The organism is Mariniflexile sp. HMF6888 (assembly GCF_044335535.1).
GTDB lineage: Bacteria > Bacteroidota > Bacteroidia > Flavobacteriales > Flavobacteriaceae > Mariniflexile.
This window is the reverse complement of record NZ_JBIQVZ010000007.1, coordinates 130,749-144,852: the sequence shown is the minus strand read 5'-3', so window position 1 is coordinate 144,852 and position 14,104 is coordinate 130,749. Positions and strand designations below refer to the sequence as shown.

The following is a 14,104-nucleotide window of genomic DNA, read 5'->3' as shown; positions in this document are numbered from 1 at the left end:
TTTTATCTAATTATGCAAGCCTTTTAATATGCAAATACTAAGCTTGGTAGATTGGGTTGTTTTAAGCGTTACGTTACTTACCATAGTTGTTTATGGCACCTGGCAAACCAGAGGCAGCAAAAATGTTCAAGATTATTTAAAAGGAGGTAACACCTCAAAATGGTGGACCATTGGCTTATCAGTTATGGCAACACAAGCCAGTGCCATTACCTTTCTTTCAACGCCAGGGCAAGCCTTCAACGATGGTATGGGCTTTGTGCAGTTTTATTTTGGATTACCCATTGCTATGGTAGTTATATGCATGGTGTTTATCCCGTTATACCACCGATTGAATGTATATACCGCTTACGAATTTTTAGAAAAACGCTTCGATTTAAAAACCAGAACCTTAACCGCTATTCTGTTCTTAATACAACGTGGGTTAGCTGCTGGTATTACCATTTTTGCACCCGCCATCATTTTGTCGGTTGTATTAGGTTGGGATTTATTAACACTCAATATAGTCATCGGTTTTTTAGTGATTATCTATACGGTTTCGGGTGGTACACGAGCGGTCAACGTAACTCAAAAACACCAAATGGTGGTTATTTTTATTGGGATGCTCATCGCCTTCTTTTTAATTGTTGACAAGCTTCCACAGGATATCACTTTTAGCAAAGCACTAAGTATAGCAGGTGTTAGCGGAAAAATGGAGATATTGGATTTTTCATTCGATTTAAATAACCGCTACACCTTTTGGAGTGGTATTATTGGTGGTACGTTTTTAATGTTGTCTTATTTTGGAACAGACCAAAGCCAAGTACAACGCTATCTATCGGGAAAATCGGTTAAGGAAATGCAGTTAGGGCTGATTTTTAATGGTTTGTTAAAAGTACCCATGCAATTTTTCATTCTCCTAGTAGGTGTTATGGTATTTGTGTTTTATCAGTTTAATGAAACTCCCATGAATTTTAATCCTACAGCCACTGAACTTGTTTTAAATTCTGAATTTTCAGAGGAATATATAAGCCTTCAAAAAGAACAACAAGCTGTTTTTAATGATAAACAAAAACTTATTCAATCGTTTATTGCTTCTGAAAATCCTGAAGTTTCAAAACATATTTCAGTGGCCAACAAAGCTAATGATGCTTTAAGAAACAAAGCCCGTTTATTAATTAACAAAGCTTCGGAAAACCAAAACATAAAAATTGAAAGCAATGATAAGGATTATGTATTTATTCATTTTATATTGAATAATTTGCCTCGTGGCCTCATTGGTTTGCTTTTGGCAGTTATCTTAAGTGCCGCCATGTCTAGTACCTCTAGCGAATTAAATGCTTTAGGCTCTACCACCACCATCGATTTATACAAAAGAAACACCAGCGAAAAAACCGAAGAACACATGGTAAAAGCCTCTAAATGGTTTACGTTTGCTTGGGGCATCATAGCAATTGGGGTGGCTTGCATTGCGAATCTTGCCGAAAATTTAATCCAATTGGTAAATATTATTGGCTCCATCTTTTATGGCAATGTTTTGGGCATTTTTCTATTGGCCTTTTTCTTTAAGTTTGTTAAAGGACATGCTGTATTTATCGCAGCTATATTTACTCAATTCATAGTCTTTGCACTCTATTTCTTAGATTTATACCAATATATCAACCTGCCTTTTTTATGGCTTAACTTTGTAGGTTGCGCCATTGTTATTACTATGGCATGCATCTTTCAACTAATTAATAAAAATGATACAACAATCACCACCTAAAAAAATAAAATGGGGCATTATTGGCTTAGGCAAAATCGCCCATAGTTTTGCTACTGATCTTTCGACTATTGACGATGCCGAATTGTATGCCGTGGCTTCCAGAAATCAAGAAAAAGCCGATGAGTTTGCTGAAAAGCATGGTGCAGCAAAAGCATACGGTAGTTATGAAGATTTGGCAAACGACCCCAATATTGATGCGGTTTATATTGCAACGCCCCACGCATTACACAAAGAGAATGCACTTATGTGCTTAGAAAATGGTATCGCCGTTTTAGGTGAAAAACCTTTTGCTATGAATGCCGAGGAAGTAGATGCTATGATAGCAAAAGCCAAAGAAAAAAACGTGCTACTTATGGAAGCGCTTTGGACCTATTTTTTACCACATTACCAATTTGTTTTAAAGGAATTAAAAAATAAAACGTACGGTGATATTTTAAAAATTGAAAGCGATTTTGGGTTTCAACGCCCGTACGATACAAAAACTAGACTTTTTAATAAAGCTATGGGTGGTGGGAGCCTTTTAGATATTGGCATCTATCCTATTTTTGCAACACTTTCTACATTGGGTTTACCTAAAAACATAGAAGCATCAGCTACTTTTTTTAAAAACGCTACTGACTCGTCTAGCACTATGATTTTTAATTATGATAACCATGTAAAAGCATATTTAAAAAGTTCTTTTTTAGAAGTTTTACCTACAGAAGCCATTTTCTATTGTGAAAAGGGAACCATAAAAATTAATACCCAATTTCATGCGCCAACAACAGTTACTATAATTGCTGATGGAAAAGAAGAAACAAAAGATTTTGGCTATAACACCATTGGTTATAACTTTGAAACCATTCACTTTAACAACTTGTATAAAGCAGGGAAAACCGAAAGTGATATCATGACTTTTGAATTTAGCAAGCAACTTATACAAACACTTGATGATGTTAGAAAAATAATCAATTTGGAATATTAAACACTCTTTGGTTTTAAAACCAAACCATTCCTTTTTATGTTAAACTAAGTAAATTTCAGAATCTCTTATTTTGTAAAAAATAGATTATATTTGATTTTTAATTAATGAAATATTATGGAGGGTTTTCTAATTATAATTATCCTGATCTTAGTCATTATTATTCTTTCAAAGAATAATTCACATTATAAAGAAATAAACCATTCCATAAATGGTATTGATCAAAAACTAAATCAGCTTAGAAAGGAAATATCATCACTAGAAAACCTGGGGATTAAACCGAAAGAAGAAGTAAAACCAACTCCAAAAGTTGAACCAGAAATAATCAAACCAGTTGAACAAAAGCCAATTACCACACCACCAAAAGCAATAATTACTGATACTGTTTCAAGACCTCTTTCGGTGCCAAAGCCTTTACCAGTTACCGAACCTTTAAAACCCATAACACCAAATAAATCATGGTTTGAATCTTTTAAAGAAAACAACCCTGATTTAGAAAAATTTATTGGTGAAAATCTTATTAATAAAATCGGGATTCTAATTTTAGTTTTAGGCATTAGTTTTTTTGTAAAATATGCTATTGATAAAAACTGGATTAATGAATATGCTCGGGTCGGCATTGGTATTTTATGTGGCTCTTTGGTTATGGCCATTGCTCATAAACTCAAAAAAAACTATGCAGCTTTCAGCTCGGTAATGGTTGCTGGGGCTATTAGTATATTTTATTTCACCATTGCCATTGCATTTCATGAATACCACTTATTCAATCAAACAGTGGCATTTATAATTATGGTAATTATTACAGCCTTTAGTGTTTTTATTTCGGTGGCTTACAACAGGCAAGAGCTTGCTATTTTATCATTAATTGGCGGATTTGCAGTGCCTTTTATGGTCAGCACCGGAAGTGGTAATTACATCGTATTATTCACATATATCGCTATTTTAAACATTGGTATTTTAGCTATTTCGTATTTTAAAAAATGGCATGTCGTTACCATATTATCATTCCTTTTTACCACCTTACTTTTCTTTTCGTGGGTTGTAAAAGAACTCATCGATGACACATTACCACATGGTGGTGCGCTAGCATTTGCTACACTGTTCTATTTTATTTTCAGCATCACTGTTGTTTTAAATAATTTGAGAAACAAAGGCAGTTTTTCATTGATTGAATATGGAATTCTAATAGCTAATACCTTCTTTTTCTTCGGAATTGGAATAACCATCATTCACGATTGGGAACTTCAAATAAAAGGGTTATTTACACTTTCGCTTGCTTTATACAATCTTATTTACGCCATTGTTCTTTATAAAAAGTTTGGGTTAGACAAAAACGCCATTTATCTTCTTATAGGCTTAACATTAACTTTTGTAACCTTAACAATTCCTATTCAATTTAAAGGAAATTACATTACATTATTTTGGGCTGCCGAAGCGGTTTTATTGTTTTGGTTATCGCAAAAATCAAAAATCAATGGCTTTAAACTGGGTGCTATTATAGTTCAGTTTTTAAGCATAATCAGTCTGGTAATTGATTGGGGTCAAAAATACATGGGCAGTCATGAAGATTCTTTATCAATCATTTTAAACCCTATATTTATTACGGGCATCGTTGTTTTGGCAGCACTAATTTCCACCTATTATATTATTAAAAGGGAAAATATAAGTTTTAAGGCTTTAGGGTTCAATTTAGACCTCACTTATTACAAAAAACTTCTGTTAATTGCAGCTGTTGGTATTGGCTATTTAGTAGGGATTATTGAAGTCAGTTACCAATCCTATCAATATATTGCTAACCAACCATCCGCTCTTTCTTTCGCGGTTGTTTATCATTTTGTATTTAGTGCCATATTATTATTCTTTGCTTTAAAAAATAAAAATACTCTCTTTACTAAAGGCGCTTTACTACTTGCCATCGTCAATATGGCATTTTACATTTTGTTTTTCTATAAGCTTACTTCAAACGAAATGACGGTAAATTATAATTTGACTTTAAATTACAATTATGCTTTTATAGGCCATTACATCCTGCTTGCATGTTTAGTTTATTTTGGGATTTGTTTGGTAAAAAATTCAAAAGAACCCCCTGTTTTCGACTTCTTAAGTTCAAAAATAGCACTTTGGGCATTTGCTTTTGCCATTGTTTATGTTTTTAGTAGCGAAGTTATTATTCATAGTTTAAAACTCGCTCCTCAATTGGTAGATGTAAACGAGCTTAACACCATGTATTCTAAATCTACACAGTATGGTAAAATAGATTTTATAAACAACGAATTCAGCGCTGTAAAACGACAAATTATAAAAATAGGCTATCCTATTTTGTGGGGTATTTTATCTTTCATATTTCTAATTATTGGAATAAAAAGGCAATGGAAACAATTGCGAATTATTGCGCTTTCGCTTTTAGGAATTACTATAATAAAACTTTTTGTTTATGATATTAATAATGTATCCGAAACAGGAAAAATCATTGCCTTTATACTTTTGGGTGTGCTTATTTTGGTTATTTCATTTGTATATCAAAAAATTAAAAAACTAGTTGTAGATACCGATGCTCCTAAAAACCCCAATGTCAATGTATAAACAGCTGCTTAACATATTCCTACTGCTATCAACGGCAACCATGGTTTCCCAAAACTTTAAAGGAACTATTTCAGAAATAAAACAAAGCGGATTTCACAAAATATTGCTATCACCAGAAGTTCGTTCAGCAAGTTTATCAAACACCAATTATTTTAGAATATTAGATAGTAAAAAAAACGAAGTGCCTTATGTATTGCTAAATGATGAAAGCACAATACAGTCTTCATATATGCCATTTCATTTTGAATCTGTAAATAATGCAAAAGACTCCGTTTCTTCCATTATAATTGAGAATAAAAAAAAGCTAAAACTAAATCATTTTACGTTTAAAATCGCCAATACAAAAGTTAAAAAAAACTATAGCATAAGTGGCAGCAATGATAAAAAGGAATGGTATGGGTTATCTACAAATCAATTATTTTATGGCTTGAATGAAGCAGAAAAAACAACAGTTGAACAAACCTTTCCATTTCCTTTAAATGATTATGCTTTCTTAAAATTTGAATTTAGCAATAAAGAATCACTACCACTTCAAATTTTAGATATTGGTCTTTATAATCATTTGTATGCCACAGCGCCTCAAATAGAAATTACCGATTTCAAAATAAAAAACAGTACCGATAAAGAGAATAAGACCACACAATTAACTGTTACTTTCCATACCCCACAACATATTGAAAGCATGGCTTTTAATATTGAAAATGATGTTTTTTTACGCAAAGCAAAAATTCTGGTAAATAAAACCCAAACCATCAAAAAAAGAACAGAGAACTACCAGGATCATGTATTTAATTTTGAACTGCATTCCGGTACTCAAAATATCTTTGAATTACCTTATGTTTTTGAAAAAGAAATTATAATTGAGATTGAAAACAATGATAATCCACCACTAAATATCAAACAGATTAAATTTTATCAAAAACCGCTTTATGTCATTTGCAATTTGCAACATAATGAAACTTATGAAGCTATTATTGACACCACATTGCATAAACCAGTATATGATTTGATTAATTTTAAATCCAATTTTAGTTCAGGATTACCTCAAGCAATTATTACTAATTTCCGTAAAATAAATACTGAAAATGAATCTTCAATAAACAATAAATCATTTTGGCAAACCAATACCTTCATGTGGATTTGTATTTTATTAGCCATTATAGTAATTGGGTATTTTGCTTTAGGTTTAATAAAAGATTTGAAAAACCAAAAAACCTAACAAGATTAAACATCTTATTAGGTTTTTTGGCTTAAATGAGCCTCTCTAAAAGTCTAAATCTCTAAAAGCGAAGCGTTCTAACCTTCTAAACTACATAGCTCCCCACTCTTTAAGCGAGTCTTTATTCATTTTAACATAATCGGCATTTCCTGCAGCTTCAGCAGCAGCCAACGATTTCTTGGCAGCGGCAATGGCTCCACTTTTATCACCCGATTTCGCATAAATTAACGACTGTTGTCTTAACTGCCAAAACTGAGCTTTATCTCCTGCCATTTCGATAGCCTTATCAATCCATGTTTTTGCTTGTTTAATATCTTTTCCTTCTTGTAAATAATAAACGGCAGCAGCATAATAATCATTAGCAGTTGGTGTACCATTCATCGCTTCATTAATACTGGTCAAAACCATTTCATCTGTTGGCACTTCAATTTTCACACCTACATAAACACTTTCCCAAAGCATACCTAAAACAGCAGAACTATTGGTTAAATCATCAAAAGTCATGGTAAACGTTTCAATTTTAACAGGCATCGGATAAATTTCGGCATTTACCATAGCAACAACTTTAGAGTCGTCCCATTTTTGTGGGGTGCCCCAATTTGATGCATCATCATAAAACACCACGTTCCAAGACGTTTCTTTTGGAGTAGCAAAAATAGCATAAGTCCCTGCCTTTACCTTATTCTCCCCAATGGTCACATCAGTACTAAAAGTAATCTTCGTATTAGCATTGGCGCCCAAACGCCAAAGCGTTCCGTAAGGCACTAAATCTCCAAAAATAACCCGATCTCTCATAGATGGTCTTGAGTATTCTAAAGTAATATCGGTTAATCCTACCTTTTGCTCCAGTTTACTAAACGGACTTGGTTGTGGGGTTGTAATTTGGGCATTAACAGAAAAAGCAGCTGTTATTGCTAATAAAATTAATAGTAATTTTTTCATCTTCTATATTATTTTAGGTTTTAATAGTTTTCATAAAATTAATCAATACTATTTCCCAAAATGTTAACAAAAGCTTAAATTAAATATATATATCCTTTTAATACCAATATTAATAATCTCCTTATTTCCAGTAATTTTGTTTAACTTTTAATAATATTTATTAAACATTTTGTATTTTTGACAAACAATTAAAATCATAGTGAAAAGAGAATGTTTACATGAATCGAACTTTTTTTGGTTTGTATCATTTAATGTTCGATTTAAAATCTAAAGATATAGCAATAAACAACTTTAAAAACTTATGATTCTGTATATCAATTAAATAAAATTGATTCATGCATCGTTTTTACAACTTTTTAGAAAATCCATCAATACAAATGGCTGTGATATTAGTATCTTTAAAATCTAAACATTTTCAATTATGACTCTTTTAAAAACCTTAGCTATGTGTTTCATTCTATCATTTTTCACTAAATCGTCGGCACAAATGGCGCCAACCAAACCCTTATATGATATTGATATCAATGATATTGACGGGCAAGCTATTCAATTATCAAATTATAAAGGCAAAAAAATACTGTTTGTCAATGTCGCTTCCGAATGCGGTTTTACTGGGCAATATGAAGAATTACAAAAACTTTATGACACCTATAAAGATAAATTAATGATTATTGGCGTACCATGTAATCAGTTTGGTGGTCAAGAACCAGGAAGTCCAGAAACCATCAAATCGTTTTGCCAAAAAAATTATGGTGTTACTTTTTTAATTACTGAAAAAGTAGATGTAAAAGGTAGCAAGCAACATCCGTTGTATGCTTGGTTGACTCAAAAGTCACTAAATGGTAACCAAGATACCTCTGTGAAATGGAATTTTCAAAAGTACTTAGTGGACGAAAAAGGCTATTACGTAGATTACTACCTATCAACAACAACGCCTTTAAGTTCAAAAATCACGAATCATTTAAAATAGGCCTATGTTTGGTATTTAAAAAAACACAGAAGCTAAAAAATTTCAAAAAGTCATCAAGCATTTATCATTCAGAACCTAGAAATTTTAAATAACCAAAAGGCATTCAATCATCAAAATGAAATTTACCAAAACACTCTTCATTTTTTTAATTCTCAATTTTGGTGCCTTGGCATTGGGACGTTGGCTCATGAATAATGGCCCACAAACTGATTGGTATATTAACTTAAACAAAGCTCCTTGGACGCCACCAGGTTGGGTTTTTGGTGTCGCTTGGACAACCATCATGCTGTGCTTTTCGTATTTTATGAGCTATTTGTATCTCAAACAACCAACGCAGCGAGTCATCGGTTTATTTGTGATACAATGGTTATTCAATGTGAGTTGGAATTATGTGTTTTTCAACCAGCATTTGGTAGGATTGGGTTTGGCAATCATTGCGACACTAACTATTGTGGTGGCTATACTCTTTTTCAATTTTAGAACCGATTTAAAAGTCAAACATTTACTGATTTTGCCTTACCTGATTTGGTTATGCATCGCGACTTCACTAAATGCATATATTTTAGTGTATAATTAAACATCTATGAAAATCTACACACTCCACAAAAAGCAAAATCTACCAATCTCTATCGAACAAGCCTGGGATTTTTTATCAAACCCCGAAAACCTAAAAACCATTACGCCCGATTACATGGGCTTTCATATTATGTCGGGAGCAGACAAACCCATGTATTCAGGACAAATCATTCAGTATATTGTAACCCCGGTTTTAAGGATTAAAACAACATGGGTCACTGAAATTACACATGTTAGAGACAAACATTATTTTGTAGACGAGCAACGTTTTGGTCCCTATGCACTTTGGCATCACAAACATTTTATAAAGGAAATTGAAGGCGGTGTGGAAATGGAAGATATTATAGATTACAAAGTACCTTTTGGATTTCTTGGTCAACTAGTACACCCTATCTTAGTTAAACCAAAATTGGAAGAAATCTTTAATTACAGAACTAAAAAGTTAGAAGAATTATTTGGCATTTACACAAACAAATAGCGGTTTTTAATGAAACAAACCATCAACATATTCTGGTTTCGTCGTGATTTACGACTGGATGATAACCATGGGTTATTTAAAGCTTTAAGCGGAAACCGTCCCGTGCTTCCTGTTTTTATTTTTGATACGGAGATTTTAAAGAAACTTCCAAAAGACGACGCTAGAGTAACATTCATTCATCAAACACTTCAAAATATAAATAAAACACTTCAAACTAAATATAGTAGTCATTTGGCTCTGTATTTTGGAAAGCCTTTAGAAATTTATAAACAGCTCATAGAAAATTATAACATTGAGACGATTTTCACCAATCATGATTACGAACCTTATGCTTTAAAACGTGACACAGAAATTGGTCGATTTTTAAAAGACCAAAATATTGCTTTTCATACTTATAAAGATCAAGTTGTTTTTGAGAAAAATGAAGTAACAAAAAGTGATGGTTTGCCTTATGTGATTTATACGCCATTCATGAAAGCTTGGAAAGAGGCATTTAAAACTTCAACTTTCGAACATTATCCTTCTGAAAATTTACTTCAAAACTTTATACAAATAACAGATTTAGCTAATGTCAATTTATCTGATATGGGCTTTGAAGTATCCAATCAAAAAGTGCAACCATATCATGTCGATTCTGAGTTGATACAAAACTATGAAGCTCTGCGAAACTTTCCTGCTCAAGATGCCACATCCAAACTGGGTCCGCATCTACGTTTTGGTACCGTAAGTATCAGAAAAATGGTAGCTAAAGCCATTGCAGAAACCAACGAGGTTTTTTGGCAAGAATTAATATGGCGTGAGTTCTTTATGCAAATTTTATGGCATTTTCCACATACCGCAACACAAAGTTTTAAACCAAAGTATGACCGCATTGAATGGCGCAACAATAAAACCGAATTTGAGCTGTGGTGTGAAGGTAAAACAGGGTATCCACTGGTAGATGCCAGCATGCGCCAACTTAACCAAACAGGGTTTATGCACAACCGTGTACGCATGCTAGCGGGCAGTTTTTTATGCAAACATTTACTCATTGATTGGCGTTGGGGTGAAGCCTATTTTGCTAAAAAACTACATGATTACGACATGGCGAGTAATATTGGTAACTGGCAATGGGTAGCTGGTTGTGGTGTAGATGCTGCGCCATATTTCAGGATTTTTAACCCAACCACACAAATAGAAAAGTTTGATAAAAACTTAGAGTACATAAAACAATGGTGTCCCAACTTTCAAGAGCCAAACTATCCCACTCCTATTGTTGACCATACATTTGCCAGAGAACGCTGCTTACAGGTTTATAAAGCTGCTTTAAGTTAGTTATATTTTGTTTAGTAAGTTAAATTCATTAGACCTTATAGTTCTTTCAGGATTGCCCACAACCACACAATAGTCTTTAATATCCTTTGTAACAACCGTACCAGCACCTATGGTACACCATTTACCAATTTTTACTTTTGGCATTACAATAGCCCCTGCGCCAATATGTGAGCCTTCACCAATTTCGACCGATTCACATAAGGCAGCCATTGGAGAAATATGAACAAAATCTTCTAACTTGTTATCAATACCCACATTAGCTGATGTGTTGATTATCGCATGGTTTCCTATTATTGAATTTAGTCCTATAACAGCTCCAGCATAGACAACGGTTCCCTTACCTATAACTACATTGTTGCCAATAATAGCCGATTTATGAATGGCTGTCTCAAAATCACTTTTTAAAAACCTTGCTACTTCAGCCCGTTGAAAATTATCTCCTATACCAATAATAAAAGGGTCTCCATCATCACTTAACGCATCATATTTGCTTCGGTCTCCTACTGTGATACTCTTAAAGAAAGAATGGCAATTTTCTGGTTTATCATCAAAAACATCTGATACTTTATGATTATTTTCCTGTAAAACTAGCTTTATGATCTGAGAATGACCACCAGCTCCAAATAATCTTACTGTTTTTGATTTTTTTAATGCCATGCTATGATTTTAAATTAACGGTAAACGTTATTTTCAAAATTATACTTTGCAAAACATATAAAATATGATATTAATCAACTAAAAAAAGATTCTTGTATCGTATGAAATAACATTGAAAAAAGTCAAGATGAATTCAATATAACGATAAGATAACCCCAATTTACTTCAAAGAAACAAAGAAAATAAAAAGCCTACGCTATACGTTCAATCTTAGCTCCGATGGCACGTAAGCGTTCATCAATACGCTCGTAACCTCTATCTATCTGTTCTATATTTTGAATGGTAGATGTTCCTTTTGCAGATAAAGCTGCAATAAGTAACGATACACCCGCACGAATATCTGGAGATGTCATATTTGTTGCTTTTAAAGTCGATTTAAAATCATGACCAATAACGGTAGCACGGTGTGGGTCGCATAAAATAATTTTAGCCCCCATGTCAATCAGTTTATCCACAAAAAACAAACGGCTTTCAAACATTTTTTGGTGAATAAGCACACTACCTCGGGCTTGTGTTGCTACTACCAAAATAATACTTAATAAATCGGGTGTAAACCCTGGCCAAGGCGCATCAGAAATAGATAAAATAGAACCATCGATAAAACTCTGTATTTCATAACCATCGGTATGTGCTGGAATATGAATATCGTCACCACGCTTTTCAACCGTAATACCTAATTTTCTAAAGACCGCTGGGATAACACCTAAATCGTTCCAAGATACATTGGTAATAGTCAGTTCGCTTTTGGTCATAGCAGCAAGTCCAATCCAGCTACCAATTTCAATCATATCGGGCAACATGGTATGTTCGGTACCACCTAAACTATCAACACCTTCAATGGTTAATAAATTAGAACCTACGCCACTAATTTTCGCGCCCATGCGGTTTAGCATTTTACATAATTGTTGCAAATAAGGCTCGCAAGCAGCATTATAAATAGTAGTTTGACCTTCGGCTAGCACCGCAGCCATGACTATATTGGCAGTTCCTGTAACGGAAGCTTCTTCTAAAAGCATATAAGTGCCTTTTAGTCTTTCAGCTTCAACACCATAGAACTGTTCTTCTTTACTATATCTAAATTTGGCACCTAAATTAATAAGACCTTCAAAATGGGTATCTAACCTACGTCGACCAATTTTATCGCCTCCTGGTTTAGGAATGTACCCCCTTCCAAAACGTGCCAATAATGGGCCAACAATCATGATCGATCCTCGTAAACCTCGACCATCAATCTTAAATTCATCCGATTCTAAGTACTTTAAATTAACCTCATCGGCTTGAAAGGTATAGGTACCATGTGCTAATTTTTCAATTTTAACACCTAGTTTTCTTAATAAGTTAATAAGTTTATTAACATCAACAATATCTGGGATATTATGAATAGTCACCAACTCCGGGGTTAATAAAACCGCACATAAAATTTGTAGTGCTTCGTTTTTTGCACCTTGTGGTTGTATACTACCTTTTAATTGGTGTCCACCTTCAATTTTAAATGTTCCCATATATTCTTAGAAGCGTTTTCTTTTGTGAGTAGAAGTGTTTTTTTTATGATGACCACCTTTTTTGCTACTGTTATTGTTTGTAAACTTCGTTTTGGTTCGCATTAAACTAGTAGCGTCTGATAGGTCTTCTTCCGAATTTTTTAAGTTTATTCTACCACCAGAAAGCTCGTATAAATGACCATAAATCACATCATCTTCAACCGTGTCTTTATTCCAATTTAAAAAACACTTTTTCATGTGGTTGGCTATAGTATAGGTCAAAGCTTCTTTAAGTTCGCCATCTTCCCATGTATTAGCAACATCAATCATGGTTTTAATATTGTTTCCGTAAAAACGGTATTTAGGAAAATTTTGTGGATATTTTAAAGGCTCTGGGCGTTCCTCAAGAAGTTCTTTTGTTGGTTTTGGGTAATCGGAATCAACATCCAATTCAAAATTAGCCATTATAAAAAGCTGATCCCAAAGTTTATGCTGAAAATCAGGAACATCCCTTAAATGGGGTTGCATATTGCCCATTACCGAAATAATGGCTCTAGCAACTTTATTACGCTCTTCCTTGGTTTCACGGGTTTTAGCGTAATTAATCATTTTCTGCATGTGGCGTCCGTATTCGGGTATGATTAAATGCTCACGCTCTGTGTTGTATTCTAATTCGTCTATTGTCAAAATAATTTGTGTAGAGTTATGTGTTAACTGCATGTAGTGGTTATGCTTGCGCAAAATACAAAAAAAAACTAAAGACTTATTACGCCTTCGACTTTTTCTGCAACTTCTTTATACTTTTCTATAACAGCATCTGGATCCCTCAACAAAATATTTATGGAAATGCTCGTGTAATTACCGTTTTTTGATTCGGTAGTTTGTATCACAGCTCCCATATTATCAAATATTGCTTCTACCTTAGCGATATTAGCTACATCCGATTTTACAATAAACTTATATAAATATTCTGAAGGCCAATTAGTCGTGTCGTATAACTGTGCTTTTAATTTTTCGTAAAATTCATCCGAATTTGGAGATGTACTCATAATACTTTTATATACTGCAAATATACGTTTAGTAGACACATTATAAAAAATAAACACTATTAAAATTTGAGTGTTCTCCTCCTGCGTCGGGTGGAGTTCTGGGTTCTGGGTTCTGGGTTTTGGGTTTTGGGTT

Annotated in this window: 13 protein-coding genes; 8 read left to right on the top strand and 5 right to left on the bottom strand. The window is 33.5% G+C overall.

What is annotated here, in order from left to right:
* Positions 1-28: 28 nt before the first annotated feature.
* The 4 genes from ACGLWY_RS15000 to ACGLWY_RS14985 all read left to right on the top strand — a co-directional run bounded on the left by ACGLWY_RS15000 (position 29) and on the right by ACGLWY_RS14985 (position 6,504).
* On the top strand, positions 29-1,741 hold the full coding sequence (locus ACGLWY_RS15000) for a sodium:solute symporter (protein ID WP_396620482.1): 1,713 nt from the start codon (positions 29-31) through the stop codon (positions 1,739-1,741).
* Entirely contained in the window at positions 1,719-2,705 is a 987-nt protein-coding gene (locus tag ACGLWY_RS14995) for a Gfo/Idh/MocA family protein (protein ID WP_396620481.1), read from the top strand. Before ACGLWY_RS15000 ends, ACGLWY_RS14995 begins: the two co-directional genes overlap by 23 nt.
* A gap of 114 nt (positions 2,706-2,819) precedes the next feature.
* Complete coding sequence (locus ACGLWY_RS14990; protein WP_396620480.1) at positions 2,820-5,285, top strand: DUF2339 domain-containing protein; 2,466 nt, start codon at positions 2,820-2,822, stop codon at positions 5,283-5,285.
* A complete protein-coding gene (locus tag ACGLWY_RS14985) occupies positions 5,278-6,504 on the top strand; it encodes a hypothetical protein (RefSeq protein WP_396620479.1) in 1,227 nt (408 codons plus the stop codon). Before ACGLWY_RS14990 ends, ACGLWY_RS14985 begins: the two co-directional genes overlap by 8 nt.
* 90 nt (positions 6,505-6,594) lie before the next feature.
* On the opposite strand, the gene ACGLWY_RS14980 is transcribed toward ACGLWY_RS14985, so the two are convergent.
* A complete protein-coding gene (locus tag ACGLWY_RS14980) occupies positions 6,595-7,446 on the bottom strand; it encodes a DUF2911 domain-containing protein (RefSeq protein WP_396620478.1) in 852 nt (283 codons plus the stop codon).
* A gap of 445 nt (positions 7,447-7,891) precedes the next feature.
* Between ACGLWY_RS14980 and ACGLWY_RS14975 the strand changes: the two genes are divergently transcribed.
* From ACGLWY_RS14975 to ACGLWY_RS14960, 4 genes are all read left to right on the top strand, one after another.
* The gene (locus tag ACGLWY_RS14975) at positions 7,892-8,416 is read left to right on the top strand and encodes a glutathione peroxidase (protein ID WP_396620503.1); all 525 of its coding nucleotides are present in this window, start codon (positions 7,892-7,894) and stop codon (positions 8,414-8,416) included.
* A 115-nt stretch (positions 8,417-8,531) separates the two neighbouring features.
* Complete coding sequence (locus tag ACGLWY_RS14970) at positions 8,532-8,993, top strand: TspO/MBR family protein (protein WP_396620477.1); 462 nt, start codon at positions 8,532-8,534, stop codon at positions 8,991-8,993.
* A gap of 6 nt (positions 8,994-8,999) precedes the next feature.
* Positions 9,000-9,470 carry a cell division inhibitor gene (locus tag ACGLWY_RS14965; RefSeq protein WP_396620476.1) on the top strand — a complete coding sequence of 157 codons (471 nt, stop codon included), beginning with the start codon at positions 9,000-9,002 and terminating at the stop codon, positions 9,468-9,470.
* A 9-nt stretch (positions 9,471-9,479) separates the two neighbouring features.
* On the top strand, positions 9,480-10,784 hold the full coding sequence (locus tag ACGLWY_RS14960) for a cryptochrome/photolyase family protein (protein WP_396620475.1): 1,305 nt from the start codon (positions 9,480-9,482) through the stop codon (positions 10,782-10,784).
* Here the strand turns inward: ACGLWY_RS14960 and ACGLWY_RS14955 are convergent, their stop codons facing one another.
* The 4 genes from ACGLWY_RS14955 to ACGLWY_RS14940 all read right to left on the bottom strand — a co-directional run bounded on the left by ACGLWY_RS14955 (position 10,785) and on the right by ACGLWY_RS14940 (position 13,971).
* Positions 10,785-11,441 (bottom strand): acetyltransferase, encoded by a 657-nt coding sequence (locus tag ACGLWY_RS14955; RefSeq protein ID WP_396620474.1) that lies wholly within the window; start codon positions 11,439-11,441, stop codon positions 10,785-10,787.
* 191 nt (positions 11,442-11,632) lie between these two features.
* Complete coding sequence (murA, locus tag ACGLWY_RS14950; RefSeq protein ID WP_396620473.1) at positions 11,633-12,943, bottom strand: UDP-N-acetylglucosamine 1-carboxyvinyltransferase; 1,311 nt, start codon at positions 12,941-12,943, stop codon at positions 11,633-11,635.
* Between the two features lie 6 nt (positions 12,944-12,949).
* Positions 12,950-13,642: a DUF4290 domain-containing protein gene (locus ACGLWY_RS14945; RefSeq protein WP_396620472.1), complete on the bottom strand. Its 693-nt coding sequence runs from the start codon at positions 13,640-13,642 to the stop codon at positions 12,950-12,952.
* Positions 13,643-13,677: 35 nt separating this feature from the next.
* Positions 13,678-13,971, bottom strand: coding sequence for a DUF493 family protein (locus ACGLWY_RS14940; RefSeq protein ID WP_396620471.1), 294 nt, complete (start codon positions 13,969-13,971; stop codon positions 13,678-13,680).
* Positions 13,972-14,104 lie beyond the last annotated feature (133 nt).

What these genes read in the sequence shown, in the direction of transcription:
- ACGLWY_RS14975 (WP_396620503.1), top strand. Translation starts at nt 7,892, where the DNA reads ATGTGTTTCATTCTATCATTTTTCACTAAATCGTCGGCACAAATGGCG.
- ACGLWY_RS14955 (WP_396620474.1), bottom strand. Translation starts at nt 11,441, where the DNA reads ATGGCATTAAAAAAATCAAAAACAGTAAGATTATTTGGAGCTGGTGGT.
- ACGLWY_RS15000 (WP_396620482.1), top strand. Translation starts at nt 29, where the DNA reads ATGCAAATACTAAGCTTGGTAGATTGGGTTGTTTTAAGCGTTACGTTA.
- ACGLWY_RS14995 (WP_396620481.1), top strand. Translation starts at nt 1,719, where the DNA reads ATGATACAACAATCACCACCTAAAAAAATAAAATGGGGCATTATTGGC.
- murA (WP_396620473.1), bottom strand. Translation starts at nt 12,943, where the DNA reads ATGGGAACATTTAAAATTGAAGGTGGACACCAATTAAAAGGTAGTATA.
- ACGLWY_RS14970 (WP_396620477.1), top strand. Translation starts at nt 8,532, where the DNA reads ATGAAATTTACCAAAACACTCTTCATTTTTTTAATTCTCAATTTTGGT.
- ACGLWY_RS14985 (WP_396620479.1), top strand. Translation starts at nt 5,278, where the DNA reads ATGTATAAACAGCTGCTTAACATATTCCTACTGCTATCAACGGCAACC.
- ACGLWY_RS14990 (WP_396620480.1), top strand. Translation starts at nt 2,820, where the DNA reads ATGGAGGGTTTTCTAATTATAATTATCCTGATCTTAGTCATTATTATT.
- ACGLWY_RS14965 (WP_396620476.1), top strand. Translation starts at nt 9,000, where the DNA reads ATGAAAATCTACACACTCCACAAAAAGCAAAATCTACCAATCTCTATC.
- ACGLWY_RS14940 (WP_396620471.1), bottom strand. Translation starts at nt 13,971, where the DNA reads ATGAGTACATCTCCAAATTCGGATGAATTTTACGAAAAATTAAAAGCA.
- ACGLWY_RS14980 (WP_396620478.1), bottom strand. Translation starts at nt 7,446, where the DNA reads ATGAAAAAATTACTATTAATTTTATTAGCAATAACAGCTGCTTTTTCT.
- ACGLWY_RS14960 (WP_396620475.1), top strand. Translation starts at nt 9,480, where the DNA reads ATGAAACAAACCATCAACATATTCTGGTTTCGTCGTGATTTACGACTG.
- ACGLWY_RS14945 (WP_396620472.1), bottom strand. Translation starts at nt 13,642, where the DNA reads ATGCAGTTAACACATAACTCTACACAAATTATTTTGACAATAGACGAA.